The 15,278-nt window shown below is 43.3% G+C and carries 11 protein-coding genes and 5 tRNA genes; all 16 read right to left on the bottom strand.

All coding sequences use genetic code 11. The annotated features are described in order from the left end of the window. Positions 1-57: 57 nt before the first annotated feature. Positions 58-4,347, bottom strand: coding sequence for a DNA-directed RNA polymerase subunit beta' (rpoC, locus tag LX99_RS12885; protein ID WP_109608244.1), 4,290 nt, complete (start codon positions 4,345-4,347; stop codon positions 58-60). Between the two features lie 144 nt (positions 4,348-4,491). Continuing rightward, complete coding sequence (gene rpoB, locus LX99_RS12880; protein ID WP_109608243.1) at positions 4,492-8,295, bottom strand: DNA-directed RNA polymerase subunit beta; 3,804 nt, start codon at positions 8,293-8,295, stop codon at positions 4,492-4,494. Positions 8,296-8,524: 229 nt separating this feature from the next. Next, on the bottom strand, positions 8,525-8,908 hold the full coding sequence (gene rplL / locus LX99_RS12875; protein ID WP_022833154.1) for a 50S ribosomal protein L7/L12: 384 nt from the start codon (positions 8,906-8,908) through the stop codon (positions 8,525-8,527). A 65-nt stretch (positions 8,909-8,973) separates the two neighbouring features. Then, complete coding sequence (rplJ, locus tag LX99_RS12870) at positions 8,974-9,492, bottom strand: 50S ribosomal protein L10 (RefSeq protein ID WP_022833153.1); 519 nt, start codon at positions 9,490-9,492, stop codon at positions 8,974-8,976. A 2-nt stretch (positions 9,493-9,494) separates the two neighbouring features. Further along, positions 9,495-10,193, bottom strand: a complete 699-nt coding sequence (rplA, locus tag LX99_RS12865; RefSeq protein ID WP_022833152.1) for a 50S ribosomal protein L1 — start codon at positions 10,191-10,193, stop codon at positions 9,495-9,497. Positions 10,194-10,298: 105 nt separating this feature from the next. Next, positions 10,299-10,739 carry a 50S ribosomal protein L11 gene (rplK, locus tag LX99_RS12860; protein ID WP_109608242.1) on the bottom strand — a complete coding sequence of 147 codons (441 nt, stop codon included), beginning with the start codon at positions 10,737-10,739 and terminating at the stop codon, positions 10,299-10,301. 173 nt (positions 10,740-10,912) lie between these two features. After that, the gene (nusG, locus tag LX99_RS12855; protein ID WP_109608241.1) at positions 10,913-11,455 is read right to left on the bottom strand and encodes a transcription termination/antitermination protein NusG; all 543 of its coding nucleotides are present in this window, start codon (positions 11,453-11,455) and stop codon (positions 10,913-10,915) included. 16 nt (positions 11,456-11,471) lie between these two features. Further along, entirely contained in the window at positions 11,472-11,666 is a 195-nt protein-coding gene (gene secE, locus LX99_RS12850; protein WP_090529653.1) for a preprotein translocase subunit SecE, read from the bottom strand. Between the two features lie 19 nt (positions 11,667-11,685). Next, positions 11,686-11,756: transfer RNA gene (locus tag LX99_RS12845), tRNA-Trp, on the bottom strand. Positions 11,757-11,840: 84 nt separating this feature from the next. Beyond that, positions 11,841-13,028 (bottom strand): elongation factor Tu, encoded by a 1,188-nt coding sequence (tuf, locus tag LX99_RS12840; RefSeq protein ID WP_022833148.1) that lies wholly within the window; start codon positions 13,026-13,028, stop codon positions 11,841-11,843. A 58-nt stretch (positions 13,029-13,086) separates the two neighbouring features. After that, positions 13,087-13,158: transfer RNA gene (locus LX99_RS12835), tRNA-Thr, on the bottom strand. A 119-nt stretch (positions 13,159-13,277) separates the two neighbouring features. Further along, a tRNA-Gly gene (locus LX99_RS12830) sits at positions 13,278-13,350 on the bottom strand. Between the two features lie 87 nt (positions 13,351-13,437). Continuing rightward, a tRNA-Tyr gene (locus tag LX99_RS12825) sits at positions 13,438-13,518 on the bottom strand. Between the two features lie 64 nt (positions 13,519-13,582). Further along, a tRNA-Thr gene (locus LX99_RS12820) sits at positions 13,583-13,655 on the bottom strand. Between the two features lie 266 nt (positions 13,656-13,921). Further along, positions 13,922-14,269: a ribosome hibernation-promoting factor, HPF/YfiA family gene (gene hpf, locus LX99_RS12815; RefSeq protein ID WP_109608240.1), complete on the bottom strand. Its 348-nt coding sequence runs from the start codon at positions 14,267-14,269 to the stop codon at positions 13,922-13,924. Positions 14,270-14,281: 12 nt separating this feature from the next. After that, positions 14,282-15,193, bottom strand: a complete 912-nt coding sequence (locus LX99_RS12810) for a tyrosine-type recombinase/integrase (protein ID WP_109608239.1) — start codon at positions 15,191-15,193, stop codon at positions 14,282-14,284. Positions 15,194-15,278 lie beyond the last annotated feature (85 nt).

Raw genomic sequence — 15,278 nt, 5'->3', positions numbered from 1 at the left:
AAACATAAAAAAAGCCTCCCGTTACCCGGGAGGCTTCATATTATCAGGAATGTTATATCATGCTTCCTGCTCTTCTGCTTTCGAAGCCATCAGTCGGTCAAATTCTTCCTGTGAGCCTACGCGGATATTTTCGTATTCGCGCAAACCGGTACCTGAAGGGATTAAGTGACCTACGATCACATTTTCTTTCAGACCAAGCATGTTGTCCTTTTTACCTGCTATAGCTGCTTCGTTCAGTACTTTGGTAGTTTCCTGGAACGATGCTGCCGAGATAAATGATTTGGTGCCCAACGATGCCCTGGTGATCCCTTGCAGTATCGGGCTTGAAGTAGCCGGGATAGCGTCACGCACTTCAACCAGTTTAAGGTCGCGGCGCTTCAATATCGAGTTTTCATCGCGTAAACGACGTAAAGATACGATCTGACCTGCTTTCAGCGTAGTTGAATCACCCGGATCAACCACTACTTTTTTGTCATAGATCTCGTCGTTCTCGTTCATGAAATCCCATCCGTCTACAGCTTCGCGCTCTAAGAAACGGGTATCGCCCGCGTCTTCAATCTGCACTTTCTGCATCATCTGGTGAACGATAACCTCAAAGTGCTTATCGTTAATTTTCACACCCTGTAAGCGGTAAACTTCCTGGATACCGTTAACAAGATACTCCTGTACAGCGGCAGGGCCTTTAATAGCGAGGATATCCGACGGTGATATCGAACCATCCGACAGTGGCATACCGGCTTTGATAAAGTCGTTATCCTGTACAAGGATGTGTTTTGAAAGCGGTACGAGGTATTTTTTAACCTGTCCGTCTTTCGATTCGATAGTGATCTCGCGGTTACCACGTTTCACGCCACCTAAAGTTACCACACCGTCAATCTCGGTTACTACCGCAGGGTTTGATGGGTTACGCGCTTCAAATAACTCGGTTACACGTGGTAAACCACCTGTAATATCCCGCGTTTTACCGGTTGAACGAGGGATTTTAGCGATAACCTGTCCTGTTTGTAGTTTGTCGCCTTCATCAACAGCGATGTGGGCGCCTACCGGAATGTTATATCCTTTAATTACGTTGCCTTTGTTATCGGTGATCTGGATAGACGGGTTTTTAGATTTGTCCCTGGTATCGATGATCACTTTTTCGCGGTGACCGGTTTGCTCGTCTGACTCTTCGCGGAAGGTTACGCCTTCAACTACAGCATCGAACTGGGCAATACCTGCAAACTCAGATATAATTACCGCGTTGTACGGATCCCATGAACAGATGCGATCGCCTTTGGTGATAGTAGCGCCATCTTTTACATACAGGTATGAACCGTATGGGATGTTGTTTGTAACAATCACTTTGTTGCTGCCCGGCTCAATGATGCGGAACTCGCCCGAACGGCCTAACACTACGTCAACAGCGCCATCTTCAGGGGTTTCGTAAGTTACGGTACGTACGTTTTCAAACTCGATGATACCATCAAACTTAGCGTTGATCTGCGATTCAGCCGCGATGTTTGATGCGGTACCACCCACGTGGAATGTACGAAGTGTTAACTGTGTACCCGGCTCACCGATTGACTGTGCCGCGATTACACCCACAGCCTCGCCTTTTTGCACGCGTTTACCGCTTGCAAGGTTACGGCCATAGCAAAGGGCACAAACGCCGCGTTTGCTCTCGCAGGTTAATACCGAGCGGATCTCGATACCTTCCAGCGGTGAGTTCTCGATCTTTTTAGCTACCTCTTCGGTAATATCCTGACCCGCAGAAGCTAAAAGTTCATTAGTTATAGGATCATGAACATCGTGCAGCGCTGTACGACCTAAAATACGATCATATAATGGCTCAACAATATCTTCATTATCTTTCAGCGCAGTTGTATAAATACCGCGTAAGGTACCGCAATCAACTTCACCAACAATCATATCTTGGGCAACGTCATGCAGCCTACGGGTTAAGTAACCGGCATCGGCCGTTTTTAACGCCGTATCCGCCAAACCTTTACGGGCACCGTGTGTAGAGATGAAGTACTCTAATACCGACAAACCTTCTTTAAAGTTTGAAAGGATCGGGTTTTCGATGATCTCACCGCCTGAACCTGATTTTTGAGGTTTCGCCATCAAACCACGCATACCTGCAAGCTGACGGATCTGCTCCTTAGAACCACGGGCACCTGAGTCAAGCATCATGTAAACAGAGTTAAAGCCCTGGTTATCGTTGCTCAGGATGTCCATAACGTTTGCTGTAAGGCGGTTGTTGATACGTGTCCAGATATCGATGATCTGGTTGTAACGCTCGTTGTTGGTAATGAAACCCATGTTATAGTTATTCATTACCTCGTCAACCTGCTTAGAAGCGGTTTCGATCAGGTTTACCTTCTCTGCAGGGATATTGATATCCTTCAGGTTAAACGATAAGCCACCACGGAACGCCATCTGGAAACCTAATTCCTTAATATCATCAAGGAACTGGGCTGCACGGGCCATACCGGTAATCTTAACAACCTCACCAATGATATCACGTAGTGATTTTTTGGTAAGCAATTCGTTAATGTAACCTACTTCGGCCGGTACGTGCTGGTTAAACAACACCCTGCCTACGGTAGTATCGATAATTTTATTAACGATTTTGCCATCGCGCTCTTTAACCCTGGTTTTAACCTTGATAAAGGCATGCAGGTCGAGTTTCTTCTCGTTATAAGCGATGATAACTTCTTCTGCAGAGTAGAAGGTTAAACCTTCACCTTTTACTACCCGGGTTTCATCCGTTTTACGGCCTTTGGTGATGTAGTACAAACCAAGCACCATGTCCTGCGAAGGTACAGTGATTGGCGTACCGTTGGCAGGGTTAAGGATGTTGTGCGAAGCAAGCATCAAGATCTGGGCTTCCAAAATTGCCGCGTTACCAAGTGGTACGTGAACGGCCATCTGGTCACCGTCAAAGTCGGCGTTGAACGCGGTACAGGTTAATGGGTGCAATTGGATCGCTTTACCTTCAACCAGTTTTGGCTGGAACGACTGGATACCCAACCTGTGCAGCGTAGGCGCACGGTTTAGTAACACAGGGTGACCTTTCAGTACGTTTTCCAGGATATCCCAAACTAAGGGGTCTTTACGGTCGACAATTTTTTTGGCAGATTTTACTGTTTTAACCACACCACGCTCAATCATTTTGCGGATGATAAACGGTTTAAACAACTCGGCAGCCATATCTTTTGGTAAACCGCACTCGTGTAATTTGAGGTTAGGGCCTACAACAATTACCGAACGGGCAGAGTAATCCACACGTTTACCTAATAAGTTTTGACGGAAACGGCCTTGTTTACCTTTCAGGATATCTGAAAGCGATTTCAATGCACGGTTACCTTCAGTTTTTACCGCGTTAACTTTACGTGAGTTATCGAACAACGAATCCACAGCTTCCTGTAACATACGTTTTTCGTTACGTAAAATTACCTCAGGCGCTTTAATCTCGATCAAACGTTTTAAACGGTTATTACGGATAATTACACGGCGGTAAAGATCATTCAAATCTGAAGTTGCGAAACGGCCGCCTTCCAGTGGCACTAACGGGCGCAGCTCAGGCGGGATCACCGGAACAATCTTAACGATCATCCACTCGGGGTTATTCTCAATCCTGGTTTTTGCATCGCGGAAAGCTTCAACAACCTGTAAGCGTTTTAAGGCTTCGTTTTTACGTTGCTGAGAAGTTTCGTTAGCGGCCTGGTGACGCAGGCTGAATGATAATTCATCCAGGTCAAGGCGTTTCAATAATTCTTCCAAAGCCTCAGCACCCATTTTGGCAACAAATTTCTGAGGATCTTTGTCGTCAAGGTACTGGTTCTCTTTTGGAAGGGTATCTAACACATCAAGGTATTCTTCTTCAGTCAGGAAATCCATTTTATTGATTCCGTCTGCTTCTTTGATACCCGGCTGTATAACTACATAACGCTCATAGTATATAATAAGGTCAAGCCTTTTTGTAGGCAGGCCTAATAAATAACCAATTTTGTTTGGCAATGAGCGGAAGTACCAGATATGCGCAACAGGCACCACCAGGTTGATGTGGCCCATACGCTCACGGCGTACTTTCTTTTCGGTTACTTCAACACCGCAACGGTCGCACACGATCCCTTTGTAACGGATGCGTTTGTATTTACCGCAATGGCACTCGTAATCCTTTACCGGACCAAAAATACGCTCGCAAAACAAACCATCACGCTCAGGTTTGTAAGTACGGTAGTTAATGGTTTCCGGCTTTAAAACTTCACCGCTCGAACGCTCGAGGATAGACTCAGGAGAGGCTAAACTGATGGTAATGGTGGTAAAGTTACTTTTGATTTTATTATCCTTTTTGTAAGACATAGCTCTTTTTTAGTAGGTTAAAGGTGAAAGGTGAAGGGCGAAAGGTTTTCCTTTTTGCCGATTCCTTCTCCTGTTATTTAATCACTTTTAAAGGGTGAAAGGTAAGGGACTTGACCTTTTACCTTTCACCTTTATCCTTTTACCTTATTCTAAGGTGATATCCAAACCTAAGCCGCGTAACTCATGAACCAATACGTTGAATGATTCAGGAACTGACGGCGTTGGCAGGTTTTCACCTTTAACAATAGCCTCATATGTTTTGGCACGGCCGATAACATCATCCGATTTAACGGTGAGGATCTCCTGCAGAATGTTTGATGCACCAAATGCTTCCAGTGCCCAAACCTCCATCTCACCAAAACGCTGACCACCGAACTGTGCTTTACCACCCAATGGCTGTTGTGTAATAAGCGAGTACGGTCCGATTGAACGGGCGTGCATCTTATCATCAACCATGTGACCTAATTTCAGCATGTAGATAATACCTACGGTAGTTTGCTGATCAAAACGATCACCTGTTAAACCATTGTACAGGTAAGTACGGCCTGATTCAGGCAGATTGGCTTTTTTGATCCATTCTTCCACCTCTTCGTGGCTTGCACCATCAAAGATAGGGGTAGCGAATTTCACACCAAGCTCTTTACCGGCCCAGCCTAATACAGTTTCGTAAATCTGGCCAAGGTTCATACGTGAAGGTACACCCAGCGGGTTCAACACGATATCAACCGGTGTTCCGTCTTCAAGGAAAGGCATGTCTTCGTCACGTACAATACGTGCCACAATACCTTTGTTACCGTGACGGCCCGCCATTTTATCACCCACTTTAAGCTTACGCTTTTTAGCGATGTAAACTTTAGCCATCTGCACTATACCTGACGGAAGCTCGTCGCCCACGCTGATAGCGAACTTATCTCTGCGGTAAGCACCTAACTCCTCATTGAACTTGATGTTATAGTTGTGAAGAAGGATCTTGATCTGATCATTCTTATCATCATCAGTAGTCCATTTAGTTGGGTTGATGTTATCGTAGTTAAGCTCAACCAAAATCTTCTGGGTGAATTTAACGCCTTTTGGTACCTGCAGCTCTTTATAAATATTATAAACGCCTTGCGAAGTTTTGCCGTTAACAATCTCAAATAACTTTTCAATCAAAGTGTTTTTCAGATCTTTTACAGCTTTTTCATGCCTTACGTCCAATTTCTCCAATTGTGCCTTTTCTTCAGCTTTTGAAGTCTTTTTAGCACGGGAGAATAATTTGGTATCGATAACCACACCGGCAATAGACGGCGGAGTTTTCAATGAAGCATCTTTAACGTCGCCGGCTTTATCACCGAAGATAGCACGTAACAGTTTTTCTTCCGGTGAAGGATCTGACTCGCCTTTAGGGGTGATCTTACCAATCAGGATGTCGCCTTCTTTAACCTCGGCGCCTACACGGATGATACCGTCTTCGTCGAGGTCTTTAGTAGCTTCTTCCGATACGTTAGGGATATCCGGTGTAAGTTCTTCCTCGCCACGTTTAGTGTCACGAACTTCAAGCTCGAACTCTTCTACGTGGATTGAAGTGAATATATCCTGTGATACCACACGCTCAGAAATCACGATCGCATCCTCAAAGTTATATCCCTGCCAAGGCATGAACGCAACTTTAAGGTTACGGCCTAATGCAAGCTCGCCGTTTTGGGTAGCGTAACCTTCGCAAAGTACCTCTCCTTTTTCAACCCGCTGGCCTTTTTTAACAATCGGCTTCAGGTTCATGGTGGTGCTTTGGTTGGTTTTCTTGAACTTGGTTAAGCGATAGCTCTTGATATCACCTTCAAACGAGATCAAACGATCCAGTTCGCTGCGGTCATATTTAATGCGGATCTCATTAGCGTCTACATATTCCACCACACCATCGCCTTCGGCGTTGATAAGTGTACGCGAGTCTTTGGCTACACGGCCTTCCAAACCTGTACCTACAATTGGCGCTTCAGGGCGCAATAATGGTACAGCCTGGCGTTGCATGTTCGAACCCATCAAGGCACGGTTAGCGTCATCATGCTCTAAGAACGGAATCAGCGAAGCCGCAATTGAAGTGATCTGGTTTGGCGCAATATCCATCAAATCCAAACGCTCCGGCTCGATAACCGGGAAGTCGCCCTCGAAACGTGCTTTTACACGCGGCAATTCAAACTCACCTTTGTCATTGTAAACGGCGTTGGCCTGGCCGATAGTTTTACCATCCTCATCTTCGGCAGATAAGTAGATAACCGGCTCATCAACCATTACTTTACCTTCAACTACGCGTTTGTACGGAGTTTCGATAAAGCCTAAGTTGTTGATTTTGGCGTGTACGCAAAGTGATGAAATCAAACCAATGTTCGGACCTTCGGGAGTTTCGATAGTACACAACCTACCGTAGTGGGTGTAGTGAACGTCACGAACCTCGAAACCTGCACGCTCACGCGACAGACCGCCGGGGCCTAAGGCCGACAGACGACGCTTGTGCGTGATCTCTGCCAGTGGATTGGTTTGGTCCATGAACTGTGATAACTGGTTTGTTCCGAAGAACGAGTTGATCACAGATGATAACGTACGCGCGTTGATCAGATCGGTTGGTGTGAACACCTCGTTGTCACGAATGTTCATTCGCTCGCGGATGGTACGGGCCATACGCGCTAAACCTACACCGAACTGGGCATATAACTGCTCGCCTACGGTACGTACACGACGGTTTGACAAGTGATCGATATCATCCACCTCGGCTTTCGAGTTGATCAGTTTGATCAGATATTTAACGATGGCGATGATATCCTGCTTGGTTAATACTTTAGTATCTTCTGAAGTGCTTAACTTAAGCTTGCGGTTGATGCGGTAGCGGCCCACATCACCGAGGTCATATCTTTTATCCGAGAAGAACAAACGATCGATGATACCACGCGCTGTTTCTTCATCAGGTGGTTCAGCGTTACGTAATTGACGGTAGATGTGCTCAACCGCTTCCTTCTCAGAGTTGGAAGTATCTTTTTGTAAAGTATTATATATAATAGTATAATCACCGCTGGTTGAAGCATCTTCCTTGTTCAGGATGATGGTTTTCACACCGGCATCGATGATCATGTCAATATGGTCGTCTTCCAGTATGGTTTCACGCTCAAGGATGATCTCGTTACGGGGGATAGAAACTACCTCACCGGTATCTTCATCCACAAAGTCTTCGATCCAGGTTTTCAATACCCTTGCGGCAAGCTTACGGCCGATATATTTTTTCAGACCTGATTTGCTTACCTTAACCTCGTCGGCCAGTTCAAACAACTCCAGAATGTCTTTATCCGAGTCGTAACCGATGGCGCGAAGCAACGTAGTAACCGGGAATTTCTTTTTACGGTCAATGTAAGCGTACATCACGTTGTTAACGTCTGTAGCAAACTCAATCCATGAACCTTTAAAAGGGATAACACGGGCCGAGTACAATTTGGTACCGTTGGTATGGCGGCTCTGACCAAAGAACACGCCCGGCGAACGGTGTAACTGTGATACAATTACACGCTCGGCGCCATTAATCACAAATGTACCTTTAGGGGTCATGTACGGGATGGTACCCAGGTACACGTCCTGTACAATTGTTTCAAAGTCTTCGTGCTCCTCGTCATTACATGACAGGCGAAGCTTGGCTTTTAGTGGTACGCTGTAAGTTAATCCGCGCTCAATACACTCTTGTATATCGTAACGTGGCGGATCAATAAAGTAATCAAGAAACTCCAGGACAAAGATGTTTCTTGAATCTGAGATAGGAAAGTTTTCGGCAAACACTTTGAACAGCCCTTCTTTATAACGGTTGTCAGAAGTAGTTTCCAATTGAAAAAATTCCTGGAAAGATTGTAACTGAACATCCAGAAAGTCAGGGTAATCAATAACCTTTCTGCTGGTTGCAAAGTTTACTCTTTGATTATTATTGTTTGCCAAGGTATTTAAATTTTAGTTTATTAATTTTTTAGACATGAGAGAAGAGATGTGAGATTTGAGACGTGAGACATGAGATTTAAAATGTTGACTTGAAAACTCACTTATCTCAAATCTCATATCCCATATCTAACATCTGTTGCTATCTCACATATAATTCAAAACCTTATAAACAGCAATAGACCCCGACCGTTTATGGTCGGAGTCTTTAGCTATATTTCCGAGGGTTAACTTATTTAACCTCAACTACCGCGCCAGCTTCTTCTAATTGTTTTTTCAAAGATTCAGCTTCTTCTTTAGTAACACCGGTTTTAAGTTCTTTTGGTGCACCGTCAACAAGATCTTTAGCTTCTTTCAAGCCAAGGCCGGTTAAGTCTTTTACTAATTTAACAACTGCTAATTTAGCGCCACCAGCTTCTTTCAGGATAACGTCAAATGCAGTTTGCTCAGCAGCAGCAGGAGCAGCGTCACCGCCGTCAGCAGCAGGAGCAGCAACAGCAACAGCTGCAGCAGCAGGCTCAATACCATACTCGTCTTTCAAGATTTGAGCTAATTCGTTTACTTCTTTTACTGTTAAGTTTACCAACTGTTCAGCAAACGCTTTTAAATCCGCCATTTTATTTAAATTTTTACTTTTAATGCTTTTTGTTTGTTATTGTCGAACTTTAACGAGGTGTCCGATTAACCTCTTTCCTGTAATGTTTTTACGAGGCCTGCAATAGTAGTTCCGCCTGATTGTAGTGCAGAAAGTACATTTTTTGCAGGTGATTGAAGTAAGCCAACTATCTCGCCGATCAGTTGTTCTTTCGATTTCAGCTTGGTTAAGGTATCTAACTGGTTATCACCAATAAATACTGCAGAATCAATATAAGCTGCTTTTAAAATTGGTTTTTCACCTGTTTTCCTCAATTGTTTGATCAACTTTGCCGGGGCAGTTGCTGATTTTGAGAAAAGGATTGATGATGAACCTTTCAATACATCATATATCGGGCTGAAATCGCCGCCTGCAGCTTCCATAGCCTTTTTAATCAAGCTATTTTTGGTTACCTGCATCGTAATGTCGTTTTCAAAACATTTACGGCGGATGTTATTGATTTTGGCTACAGTCAGGTCAGAAGTATCGGTGATGTAAAAATTACCGTACTCTTTGATCTGCTCAGTAAGGGCTACAACAAGGTCGAATTTTTCTTCTTTATTCATGATTAGATCCCCGCTACTGATTTAGTTTCAACTGTAATACCAGGCGACATAGTTGAAGAGATGTGAATGCTCTTGAAATATGTTCCTTTTGCTGCAGAAGGCTTTAATTTAGAGATTGTTTGCAATACTTCTAATGCGTTCTCATAAATTTTATCTGCAGAGAAAGATGCTTTTCCTATCGAAGTGTGGATGATACCGGTTTTATCAACCTTGAAATCGATTTTACCACCTTTTACCTCAGTTACAGCTTTACCAACTTCTGGAGTTACTGTACCTGATTTAGGGTTAGGCATCAGGTTACGAGGGCCTAAAATACGACCCAAACGACCAACCTTCGCCATCACGCTTGGCATAGTGATGATAATATCAACATCAGTCCATCCGCCTTCAATCTTGGCGATATAATCATCCAAACCTACGTAATCCGCACCTGCATCTTTAGCTTCTTGCTCCTTGTCAGGAGTACAAAGTACCAATACACGCACAGTTTTACCGGTTCCATGAGGTAATGTTGCAATACCACGCACCATTTGATTGGCTTTACGCGGGTCAACACCTAAACGAACATCTATATCAACTGATGAATCAAATTTGGTTAAGGTTAATTCCTTTACCAATGCAGATGCATCCTGTAATGTGTACGATTTGTTTGCCTCAATTTTGGATAGTGCCGCTTTTTGATTTTTTGTTAATCTTGCCACTGTCTTTAAACTGATTTGTATAAATTAATAATTTCTCAATTTCGAATTTCGGAATTTCGATTTCGGAATTAAATCCGAACTCCCAAATCCAATGTCCGAAATCAATTAGTTCCAGGGAGCTGTACCAGATACAGTGATTCCCATGCTGCGGGCAGTGCCTGCTACCATTTTCATGGCCGATTCAACTGTGAACGCGTTCAAGTCAACCATTTTATCTTTGGCAATGGCCTCAACCTGTTCCCAGTTTACACTGGCAACCTTTTTACGGTTAGGCTCGGCCGAACCACTCTTTAAACCGGTAGCTTCCAATAACTGGATAGCAACGGGAGGGGTTTTGATGATAAATTCGAATGATTTGTCAACATAAACAGTAATCAAAACAGGCAATATTTTCCCAGGTTTGTCTTGGGTACGTGCATTAAATTGTTTGCAAAACTCCATGATGTTCACACCTTTCGCACCCAATGCAGGGCCAATTGGTGGTGATGGGTTTGCAGCGCCGCCTTTAACTTGCAGCTTAACCATTGCACCGATCTCTTTTGCCATTTTAATTTACTTTAATTATAAACTCAATGTTAGTACGTGGAAGCTTAGTAACATTTAAGATTGTTTGATATCGGATTTGGGGATTTCGATTACGGATTTCCCCCGTTCTTCTATCTTATATTTTTAATTTACTAATTCCGAAATCGAAATTCCGAAATACGAAATAGTTAAATCTATTCTTTCTCTACCTGCATGTAATTCAATTCGAGCGGCGTACGACGACCGAATATCTTTACCATTACCTTCAACTTCTTCTTCTCTTCGTTTACCTCTTCGATAACGCCGCTGAAGCCGTTGAAAGGGCCATCCATAACTTTAACGTTTTCGCCTACATAGTAAGGAACGTTCATCGTTTCGGCCTGGCTTGTCATCTCATCAACCTTACCTAAAATACGGTTAACCTCCGATTGGCGAAGCGGGATAGCGTTTCCGGCTTTATCGCCCAGGAAACCTATAACGCTATTTATGTTTTTAATGATGTGCTCAGTTTCGCCATCCAGTACGGCTTCCATTAACACATAGCCAGGAAAGTAATTACGCTCCTTAGCGATCTTCTTTCCATCGCGCATCTGGTAATATTTCTCGGTAGGTATTAATACCTGAGGCACCAAATGACTGATGCCCAAACGGCTAATTTCGGCATCAATATACTGTTTAACTTTTTTTTCCTTACCGCTAATGGCCCTAACTACATACCATTTCAATTGATCACTCATTCTTATCTCCCTGATATTAAGTTAGCGATGTATAAAACAATTTAAGCAAATAGTTAATGATCTGGTCCATACCTAAAATAACCAAAGCAATAATGATAGCGGCAACCAACACCAAAACAGCGCTGCTTTGCAGCTCGCGCCATGTAGGCCAGGTAACCTTTTCGGTTAACTCGATGTATGACTCTTTAATATATTCAGCTACGCCTGCCATTTTTATATTGTGCTTAAAGCACGGGAACAAGGATTCGAACCCTGATCAAAGGTTTTGGAGACCTCTATTCTACCGTTGAACTATTCCCGTGTGTTATTTTTATAATAAGAAAACATAAGTTTGCCGTTGAAGGCTAAACTTATGTTTTCAAATTAACCTTTTATTGAAATGTTATTACTTAACGATTTCAGTTACCTGACCGGCACCTACTGTTCTGCCACCTTCACGGATAGCGAAACGTAAGCCTTTTTCCATCGCGATAGCGTTGATCAATTTTACGTTGATAGTAACGTTATCACCTGGCATAACCATTTCTACACCTGGCTCCAGTGAAATCTCACCGGTTACGTCAGTGGTACGGAAATAGAACTGCGGACGGTATTTGTTGAAGAATGGAGTGTGACGGCCACCTTCTGCTTTTGATAATACGTAAACTTCTGCTTTGAAATCGGTGTGAGGAGTTACTGAACCTGGTTTGCAGATAACCATACCACGACGGATATCAGTTTTCTCAATACCACGTAACAATAAACCTACGTTGTCACCAGCTTCACCACGGTCAAGGATTTTGCGGAACATCTCAACACCTGTTACGGTTGATTTCAAGTTCTCAGCACCCATACCTAAAATATCTACAGGCTCGCCAGAGTTGATTACACCACGCTCGATACGACCGGTTGCTACAGTACCACGACCAGTGATCGAGAATACGTCTTCAACAGGCATCAGGAATGGAAGATCTGTCAAACGTGGAGGAATTGGGATGTAGCTATCTACAGCATCCATCAATTCCATGATTTTTTCAACCCATTTTGGATCAGCGTTCAAGCCACCCAAAGCAGAACCCTGGATAACCGGGATATCATCACCTGGGAATTCGTAGAATGATAATAATTCACGAACTTCCATTTCTACCAACTCCAATAATTCAGGATCATCAACCATGTCAACTTTGTTCATGAAAACAACAAGTGCAGGTACACCTACCTGACGAGCTAACAGGATGTGCTCACGGGTTTGAGGCATTGGGCCGTCAGTAGCAGCAACTACGATGATAGCACCGTCCATCTGAGCAGCACCTGTAACCATGTTTTTCACATAATCCGCGTGACCTGGACAGTCAACGTGTGCGTAGTGACGGTTAGCAGTTGAATATTCAACGTGGGCAGTGTTGATAGTGATACCACGCTCTTTTTCTTCAGGAGCAGAGTCAATTGAATCAAATGAACGAGCTTCTGATAAACCTTTATCAGCCAAAACTTTAGTAATAGCTGCGGTAAGGGTTGTTTTACCGTGGTCAACGTGACCGATTGTACCGATGTTTAAGTGCGGCTTACTGCGGTCAAACTTTTCTTTTGCCATGATCTATAAATTATTTTTGTAGGTTAATTTAACTTTAATGTATGTTTTAATAACACTGAGCCAACAACGGGATTTGAACCCGTGACCTCTTCCTTACCAAGGAAGTGCTCTACCACTGAGCTACGTCGGCTTATATTTTGATTTAGGATTTCAGAAGTTCGATTTGGGATTTTATTTCCTTTCTCTACTTACCTCATCCGGCATCGGGCTTGCTGGTTCAAATTCGAACTTAAAAATCCGAAATCACCGAGCGGAAGACGAGGTTCGAACTCGCGACCTATAGCTTGGAAGGCTATCGCTCTACCAACTGAGCTACTTCCGCTTGTTAATTAATGAATGAGTGATTTAGTGAATAAGTAGTTTAGCATTTACTAAACCACTAACTCATCAAATCACTCATTCAAATAAGTGGGGAGAGAAGGATTCGAACCTTCGTAGCCGAAGCAACGGATTTACAGTCCGTCCCATTTGACCGCTCTGGTATCTCCCCGGTAGTTTATCCCGGTTTGTGATGTCCAAAATTGAAGCTAAACACCTCAATCCGAAAAAAACTGAGCCTCCTATCGGGATCGAACCAATGACCTACTGATTACAAGTCAGTTGCTCTACCAGCTGAGCTAAGGAGGCTTCTATATTTATCTTGCCTTTTGTTATTTTCAAGACTTGTGTGCCTTTCGATAACGGAGCGCAAAACTAACAAGCTTTTTGATATTTTAAAGAACTATTTTAACTTTTTTTTGAGGTGTTAAAACTTGCCAAATTGCGGCGCTGTACCTCCCCCGAAACGGGACTGCAAATCTACAAAAAATAAAACCCCTTCAAAATTTTTTATCAAAAAAAATCGACAGGCTTTAAACCTGTCGATTTTTGAGCTAAAAAAGCCCTTTTTATAATTAAAAACCGTCTTCAGCACCGGTTAATATGGCTTGTTTGGCTGATGCATCGGCTATTGCTTTCTTTTGCTTATGCTTTTCTATCTGTTTACGAAGGCTTTCAACCGCCAAATCGGTCGCCTCTTCAAAAGTTTTGCACTGCTCTTTGGCAAACAATTGGTTACCCGGTAACTGTAACTTTATTTCCGTTATCTTATTGGCTTCATCTTCCACATTCTCAAGCTTTAAGTAAACTTCACCGCTGATGATATGGTCATAAAACGTATCAAGCTTATCAGCTTTTTTCTGAATAAAATCTAATAATTTTTTGTCTGCGGTGAAATGGATTGACTGCACTGTAATTTTCATGGTTCCTCCTTTTTAAGCCTTTGGATGGGCGAGTTTATAAATAGATTTTAGTCTTTCAACTGAATTGTGCGTATAAATCTGGGTTGCGCTGAGGTTAGCATGGCCCAAAAGTTCTTTGATCGAATTTAAGTCGGCCCCTTTGTTTAACAACGTGGTAGCAAAGGTATGCCGCAGCACGTGCGGGCTGCGTTTACTTTGGGTTGATATGTTGGCCAGGTACTTTTGCACTATTAAATAGATCATGGCCGGATAAGCTCCGGCTCCTTTATTTGTAACGATTAATGTGAAGGAATTGTTATCAAAATTTTGATTTTTCTTTAAGTTGATGTACTCCTGAAGCAGGTTCTTCAACTCGGTGTTGATTGGGATTATCCGCTCTTTATTCCTTTTACCCAGTACCCTTACAACGCCTTCGTGCAGGTTAACATCCTGTTCTTTAACGCCTAACAGTTCGGCCAGCCTCATGCCGGTGCCAAACAGCATTTCTATCACCAGCTTGTCCCTGCGGCCCTCAAAATCAGCTGGAAAAATTTCGTCACTATCCAGCATTTGCGCCAGACGGTCGGCCTCCACCACAACGGGCAGGGTTTTAGGTATTTTTTGAGATTGGATGCGCGAGGCAGGGTTGGTTTCGATAATGCCTTCCTGCAATAAAAATTTAAAGTACTTGCGCAGCGTGGCCATTTTGCGGTTAACTGAACGGGCCAGCATTTTTTGATCAATAAGCTCAACCATCCAGTTACGGATGTCCTGATAGCTTATTTGGGATGGATGGGTTACAACGGGTTCGGGTGCAGGATCAGCACCGGACGGATTGTTTAAAAAGCGCATAAACTGATCCAGATCTGCCTCGTAAGCGGTTACAGTATGGGGCGAGTACCGCTTCTCGTACCTGATGTATTGGATAAAACGCGCTAAAAACATAAAAAACTATTTATACATCCTGAATGATGAATGTACAAATAGTTTTAATATAGTGTCAAGAAATTAATAAATTCTTTTCAACAAA

The sequence above is a fragment of the Mucilaginibacter oryzae genome (assembly GCF_003148845.1).
Classification (GTDB): domain Bacteria; phylum Bacteroidota; class Bacteroidia; order Sphingobacteriales; family Sphingobacteriaceae; genus Mucilaginibacter; species Mucilaginibacter oryzae.
This window is presented reverse-complemented; position numbering and strand designations above follow the sequence as displayed.